Source organism: Candidatus Cloacimonadota bacterium, assembly GCA_011372345.1.
Classification (GTDB): domain Bacteria; phylum Cloacimonadota; class Cloacimonadia; order Cloacimonadales; family TCS61; genus DRTC01.
Map to the genome: position 1 here is coordinate 1 of DRTC01000270.1, position 6,461 is coordinate 6,461.

Consider the following 6,461-nt stretch of genomic DNA (forward strand, 5'->3'; position numbering starts at 1 on the left):
AATGTGATTCCTGCGATCATTGAGTATGCCCCTTTATTTTGTTTTCTAGTCGTTTTATTTCTTGTTTTAGTACTTTGATTTGTTGGGTTTGGTATAGTATTGTTTCTTTTAGTTCTCTGGTTATTTTGTTTCTTTTTTGTTTTTTTTTGTATTTAAGGAAAAAAAAGGATTTTTCGGTATTGAATCAGCTTTGGGTATAAAAGGTTTAAATAATAACGAAAACTTTCTCTACTTTCTTCGTTCGCTTAAACCGAAAGATTTTTCATTACAATTCCCTTTTATTTCAATTGTTGATTTATAAAAAAATGCTTGAACTAAAATCCATTCTTAAAAACACTTTTGGTTTTGACGAATTTCGTCTTTTACAACAAGATATTATCCAAAACATTCTATCCAAAAAAGATACTCTGATCATTATGCCGACAGGAAGCGGGAAATCGCTGTGTTATCAACTTCCGGCTCTTATCTTTGAAGGTTTGACGATCGTTATTTCTCCTTTAATTTCTTTGATGAAAGATCAGGTCGAACAACTGCACGAAATGGGTGTCAGAGCAGTTTTCCTGAATAGTTCTCTAACTTACAGCGAATATAATTTCAATATAAATCTAATTCTCAAAAGTCAGGTAAAACTGGTTTATCTCGCTCCGGAAGCGATGTTAACACAGAAAATCCTGACTATATTTTCCAAAATTAAAGTGGATTGTATCACCATCGACGAAGCACATTGCATTTCCGAATGGGGACACGATTTTCGTCCTGAATATCGGCAGTTGGTCGAAGTTCGGAAACTCTTTCCCAAAGCAGTTTGTGTGGCTTTGACTGCAACTGCAACTCCGCGAGTTCAAAAAGATATAATGGATAATCTGAAGTTTGAAAAATCCAATAAATTCATCTCCAGTTTTAACCGCGAGAATTTATTCCTGCAGATAATTCCCAAAACAGAACCGGTCATTCAGACACTCGATTTTTTAGAGAAATTTCCTGACCAATCCGGAATTATTTACTGTTTTTCGCGCAGACAAGTTGATGAACTTTATCAAATTTTAGAAGAAAAAGGATTTTCCGTAAAACCTTATCATGCCGGACTCGAAGATGAAGAACGACGCAGAAATCAGGAACTTTTCATCAAAGATGATGTACAAATAATCGTCGCAACTATCGCTTTTGGGATGGGAATCAACAAGCCGAATATCCGCTTTGTCGTACATTTCGACCTGCCTAAAAATATTGAAAGTTATTACCAGGAAATCGGCAGAGCAGGTCGGGACGGTCTGAAATCTTCTTGTTTACTCCTTTTCAGTTACGGAGACATTGCCAAAATCAAGTATTTCATCAATCAGAAAGAGGAGAAAGAAAAACGAATCGCTTTTATGCATCTCGATGCTCTCGTCAATTTCTGCGAAGCGAATATCTGTCGTCGTGTTCCACTTTTAAAATATTTTGGAGAAGATTTTTCCACTGAAAATTGCGGAATGTGTGATAATTGCGGAGAAGAAACAAAAGAGTTAATCGATATAACAATTCATGCTCAAAAATTTCTCTCCTGCATGAAACGAACCGGAGAATTTTTCGGAGCAGGTCATATCATCGATATTTTAAGAGGTTCGAAAAATCAGAAGGTTTTGGAAAAGAAACACGAGCAACTTTCAACTTATAATATCGGCAACGACCTTTCCAAAAAGCAGTGGTTTCACCTTTCCCGCCAGTTTATCCAACAAAATTTAATCAGGAAAGATAATCAGTTCGGCAGTTTGAAAATCACTCCCGAAGGTTGGGAAGTATTGAGAAGCAAGCAGAAAATCGAAGGTTTATTGATCGAAGAGAAAGTGAAATTCAAGAAAATCAAAGAAGTTGACTTTGAGTTTGATCACAAACTTTTCGAGAAACTTCGTCAGAAAAGAAAAGAAATCGCCAGTTCTTCCGGTCTTCCTCCCTACATCATATTTCAGGATAAAGCACTGATCGAAATGGCTGCTTTCTTCCCGCAATCTGAATACAATTTTATGAAGATCAATGGAGTCGGACAGAATAAATTCGAGAAATATGGAAATACATTTTTGGAAATTATCAGGGATTATTGCCATGAATTCAAAATTAAGGAGAAGCAGAAAGAAGAGAAAACGCAGTATAAGTTGAAGTTGGAAAAAACGGAAGGAAAAACTGAAAAAGAAAAAAGTTTTTCATTCAATAAAGTTCGAGAAGAATTTCCCAAAGCCTACGAAAAATGGACGGAAACGGATGATGATCTTCTCGAAACAAGTTTTCAAATAGAGCAAAATATCGGAGAATTAGCGAAACTTTTCCAACGCAAACCGGGTGCGATCAGATCGAGATTGAGAAAAATTGGCTTGATAAAATGAAGGGAAAAAGGAGAATGGAGAATGTAACTCATAGCTCTGCTTTGAGAATCTTTTAGTTATGAAAATATTGTAAAAAATCCATTGAATCCGTGAAAATCCATGAGCGAGGTAGTGTAACATAATTTATGAAAAATTATGAAAAACTGATGCTGTCTTTCCGAAGCTCCTCATGAAGAAATTCTTATCATTAAGATTCGGAAAGTTCCGGGACATTCACATCTTTCCGTATCTTAATGTAAGAACAAGTGAAAAAAAGCTTCGGAAGGGAAAAGATATAAGGAGAATTAATGAATAAAAAAATCGCCTTAACCGGTATAAAACCAACAGGTCTTCCCCACATCGGGAATTATTTTGGCATGTATGTTCCGGCCATAAAATTAGCAGAGAAATATGATACTCGCTATTTTATTGCTGATTATCACGCTTTGAATATGATGCGAAATCCGGAAGTTATTCGGGAATTAACTTATGAAGTTGCTGCTACCTGGTTGGCAATGGGATTGAATCCCGATGAATCTATTCTATATAAACAATCAGCAGTTTGCGGAACATTTGAATTAACCATCCTTCTGATGGCTTTTACTTCCAAAGGATTGTTGAATCGCGCTCACGCTTACAAAGCCAAAGTTCAGGAAAATACGGAAGCAGGAAAAGATCCCGATGATGGTGTAAACATGGGACTTTTCACATATCCGGCTTTGATGGCTGCTGATATCCTCCAATTCGACAGCGATGTTGTTCCGGTTGGACAGGATCAGAAACAGCATCTGGAAATGACGATAGATATTGCTCAAACCATCAATCATAATTACGGGAAAGAACTGCTGAAAATTCCGGAAGCGTTAATTCGAGAAGAGACAGGTGCAGTAATTGGACTTGATGGCAGGAAGATGAGCAAAAGTTATAATAACACGATTCCGCTATTTCTTCCTCCTAAAAAATTGAGAAAACTGATCATGAAAATCGTGACCAATTCTCAAACAATCGAAGAATCGAAAAATCCCGATGAATGTAATATTTTTGCTTTGTATAAACTCTTTGCTGGCAAAGAACAGCAGCAGGAAATGCGAAAGAGATATGAAGCCGGAGGATTGGGCTGGGGACATGCAAAGCAGGATCTTTTTGAAATTATGAACGAAACTCTAACTCCGATCCGGGATGAATATACGAGAATCATCAACAACAAGGATTACATCGATGAAGTGTTAGATAAAGGTGCGGAACGAGCAAATGATATCGTTTCCAAAAAAATGCTGGAATTAAGGAAAGCAATTGGTTTAGCTTGATTTTCTTAAAATCCCTAATTTCTATTTGACACTAAAACAGCACTTAAATAAATGTGTCCAATCCTGAAATTAAGGAGTTAAAATGTACACAGTTTTAATGATCATACATGTATTGGTCTCGATCGCGTTGATCTTGGTGATCTTGATGCAGTCGAGTAAAGGCGGAGCTCTCGATGGCATGCTCGGAGGAACAGCTTCCAATGTTCTGGGAGGACAAGCAGCTCCGAAATTCCTGCAAAATGCGACAAAAATTCTAGCATTTGTTTTTATGTTGATGTGTATTCTCATGGCATTCCAGTTAAAAAGCGTCAGGAAACCTTCAAGCAAAGCAATTGATCAACTTAAGAAAGAAGCAGCAGAACAACCTCTGGAAGAGGATGTACCTGTTTTACCAACAGAAGAACAACCGGTAGAAATACCCGCGGGAGAATAAATTTTAGCAGAAGTGGTGGAATTGGCAGACACGCAAGACTAAGGATCTTGTGCTCAATTAACGAGTGTGCGGGTTCAAGTCCCGCCTTCTGCATAACAGATTAAGTCAACTTTATGTTGGCTTTTTTTATTCTAAAAGAAATTTTTTTTATAAATTTGATAACCGTCTAATACCTCAATTTATAATTTTCATAATAATAACAATTTTGAACAAGTCAAAATTTCCATATCTAATGAAAATCAACCTTTTACTTCTGTGCATAGAAAATTTAGGGGATAGCATCTCAATTTTGAATTCATTCAGCTCATTTTCAGACTGAAGTCAATAATCCGAGTTGAGTCTTTTTTTCTTCTAAATAAATTCTATAGTAAATTTATAGTCATATTATCTCTAAAAAATGATGTTTGCTTGAAAGCAGTTAAATTATAAATTTTTGGCACATGATTTGCAGACAGATTAACATAATGTGTTATAAATAAGAGATTTAATGTTCAGAATTGTACAGGAATGTTCAAAACCGTTCAATTAATTGGACATTATTATTTCTGATATTTCACGAAAGTTTTTTGGAGGAATTATGAAAAAGCTCATTGGATTTTTAATTCTCTTTATATTGTTTTCAACTCTTTTATTTTCTGAAATGAACAATAATACATCAACTTTGAATTCAACTAAAGTAATGAAAAAATCTAAAACCGGAAACAACTCTGAAAATTACACGAAAGCCGGACAGACAATAGGAACTCCGGAAGAAGCAAAGGATATAGTCGAGAGAGCTATCGAATATTATCGGAAACACGGAAAGAAAAGGCTTATACCGAATTTATGAGAAAAAACAGTTCCTTTTATTATAAAGACCTTTATCTGTTTGTGATCGATATGAAAGGAAATATCATTGAATTCAGAGTATACAAAAATAGTAAAGTGAATACTGAGAATATCATATAGTTGAGTCAATCAATCCATGAAGTAGAAATGTGAGAAAATATTCAAATAAAAAAATGAAATAGAGAGATATTTTTTAAAATGAATTTCTACTGCAATGCAGTTCAACATATCGAACTATAAGAAGTTATCGAATTGCATCATTGCATTGAAATGTAAAATTTAGTGAGTTAGAATTTATGCTACTGCATTATTGGGTTTATTTCAATAGCAGGCACCTCCTCACTGCTCTCGTTTTATCATCTACCTTCAGTTTATAGAGATATATTCCCGATGAAACCGGCTTTCCCGAGTCGTCTTTTCCATCCCAGGTTATGGAGTGCATCAACTGTGTTGTTGCAACAATATCATTGGACAAAGTTTTAACTTTCTGCCCTTTAACATTATAAATATTTATCTCTGTGTTCTCTGCGTCTCTGTGGTAGGAAAAAGAAATTGTAGTTGAAGAATTAAAGGGATTAGGATAATTCTGGAAAAGCCGGATTTTCTGCATTTCGGTTACATGATCTTTCGCTTCCGTAATTAGAATATTATCTCCGTAAAAACCTGTTCTCCGGTAATTTCCGCGATAAGTATGCCAGGGTATCTTCTCCCCTTTGGGAAGTTTGGAGTCGATGATAATAACGCTGTTCGATGCTCCTGCAATAATATCAAAATCTCCGTCATAATCTATATCTCCAATGGTAGCAGGAGTATTACCGCACAAATAAACAGGAACCGGAGCAAAATCAACTTCCGAGCCATCGTTATGATAAGCATGGAAATTATTCAAGCCGGTGAATAATAACAGGTTAAGGTTACCGTCATTGTTAAGATCAGCAGCGAGGGGCGGATTTATTACATGTTCATTGATGGAAATAGGGAAACCGGCAAGATTTGAACCATCCTGCTCTATCAAATAAATTTCTCCGGTGATAGTTGAAAAAGATATTTCCAGAACTCCGTCATTATCAAAATCAGCAGCGATGGGAGAATTAGCGATCTTACTATCCAGCTCCAGATCAATAAGAATATCGCCTATATTGTTAAGTAAATAGAATTTATTATCTGCAGTTCCCAGTGCAATATTCAGATTATTGAGAATAATGGGAGCAGCAGTGATCCCGGAAGATAATTGCACGGGAAAACCGTTTATATTCTGACCATTCTCATCGAAAGCAGATAAAAGACCATCGAGAGTACCGATCAGAATTTCGGATGTTCCATTCTGATCAAGATCAGCACAAGCCATTTCAGCTATAGAGTGCATCTCGAGTTCAAGCGGATAACCGGGCAGTAGATCTCCTGAGGAATCTAGAGCAAGAAGATTCCTGTCGCTTCCGAAACTGACAATTTCGGGAGCATTATCTCCATTTATATCTGCAACCATAGGAGTTAATAGTTGTTCACAGCAGTCGTCATATTCAAGAATGATCTCTTGTTCATTGTTCAGAACGA

5 protein-coding genes and 1 tRNA gene are annotated in these 6,461 nt (G+C 36.1%); 5 read left to right on the forward strand and 1 reads right to left on the reverse strand.

Annotated features, from left to right (window positions below; genetic code table 11):
- Window positions 1–305 precede the first annotated feature (305 nt).
- The 5 genes from recQ (at window position 306) to ENL20_05295 (ending at window position 4,908) form a co-directional block, all read left to right on the forward strand.
- Entirely contained in the window at window positions 306–2,360 is a 2,055-nt protein-coding gene (gene recQ, locus ENL20_05275; protein HHE37968.1) for a DNA helicase RecQ, read from the forward strand.
- 287 nt (window positions 2,361–2,647) lie between these two features.
- A complete protein-coding gene (trpS, locus tag ENL20_05280; protein ID HHE37969.1) occupies window positions 2,648–3,646 on the forward strand; it encodes a tryptophan--tRNA ligase in 999 nt (332 codons plus the stop codon).
- 82 nt (window positions 3,647–3,728) lie between these two features.
- Window positions 3,729–4,079, forward strand: coding sequence for a preprotein translocase subunit SecG (gene secG / locus ENL20_05285; protein HHE37970.1), 351 nt, complete (start codon window positions 3,729–3,731; stop codon window positions 4,077–4,079).
- Between the two features lie 6 nt (window positions 4,080–4,085).
- A tRNA-Leu gene (locus tag ENL20_05290) sits at window positions 4,086–4,172 on the forward strand.
- A gap of 484 nt (window positions 4,173–4,656) precedes the next feature.
- On the forward strand, window positions 4,657–4,908 hold the full coding sequence (locus tag ENL20_05295; protein ID HHE37971.1) for a hypothetical protein: 252 nt from the start codon (window positions 4,657–4,659) through the stop codon (window positions 4,906–4,908).
- 315 nt (window positions 4,909–5,223) lie between these two features.
- On the opposite strand, the gene ENL20_05300 is transcribed toward ENL20_05295, so the two are convergent.
- The coding region (locus tag ENL20_05300; protein HHE37972.1) for a T9SS type A sorting domain-containing protein at window positions 5,224–6,461 on the reverse strand (1,238 nt) is incomplete at its 5' end.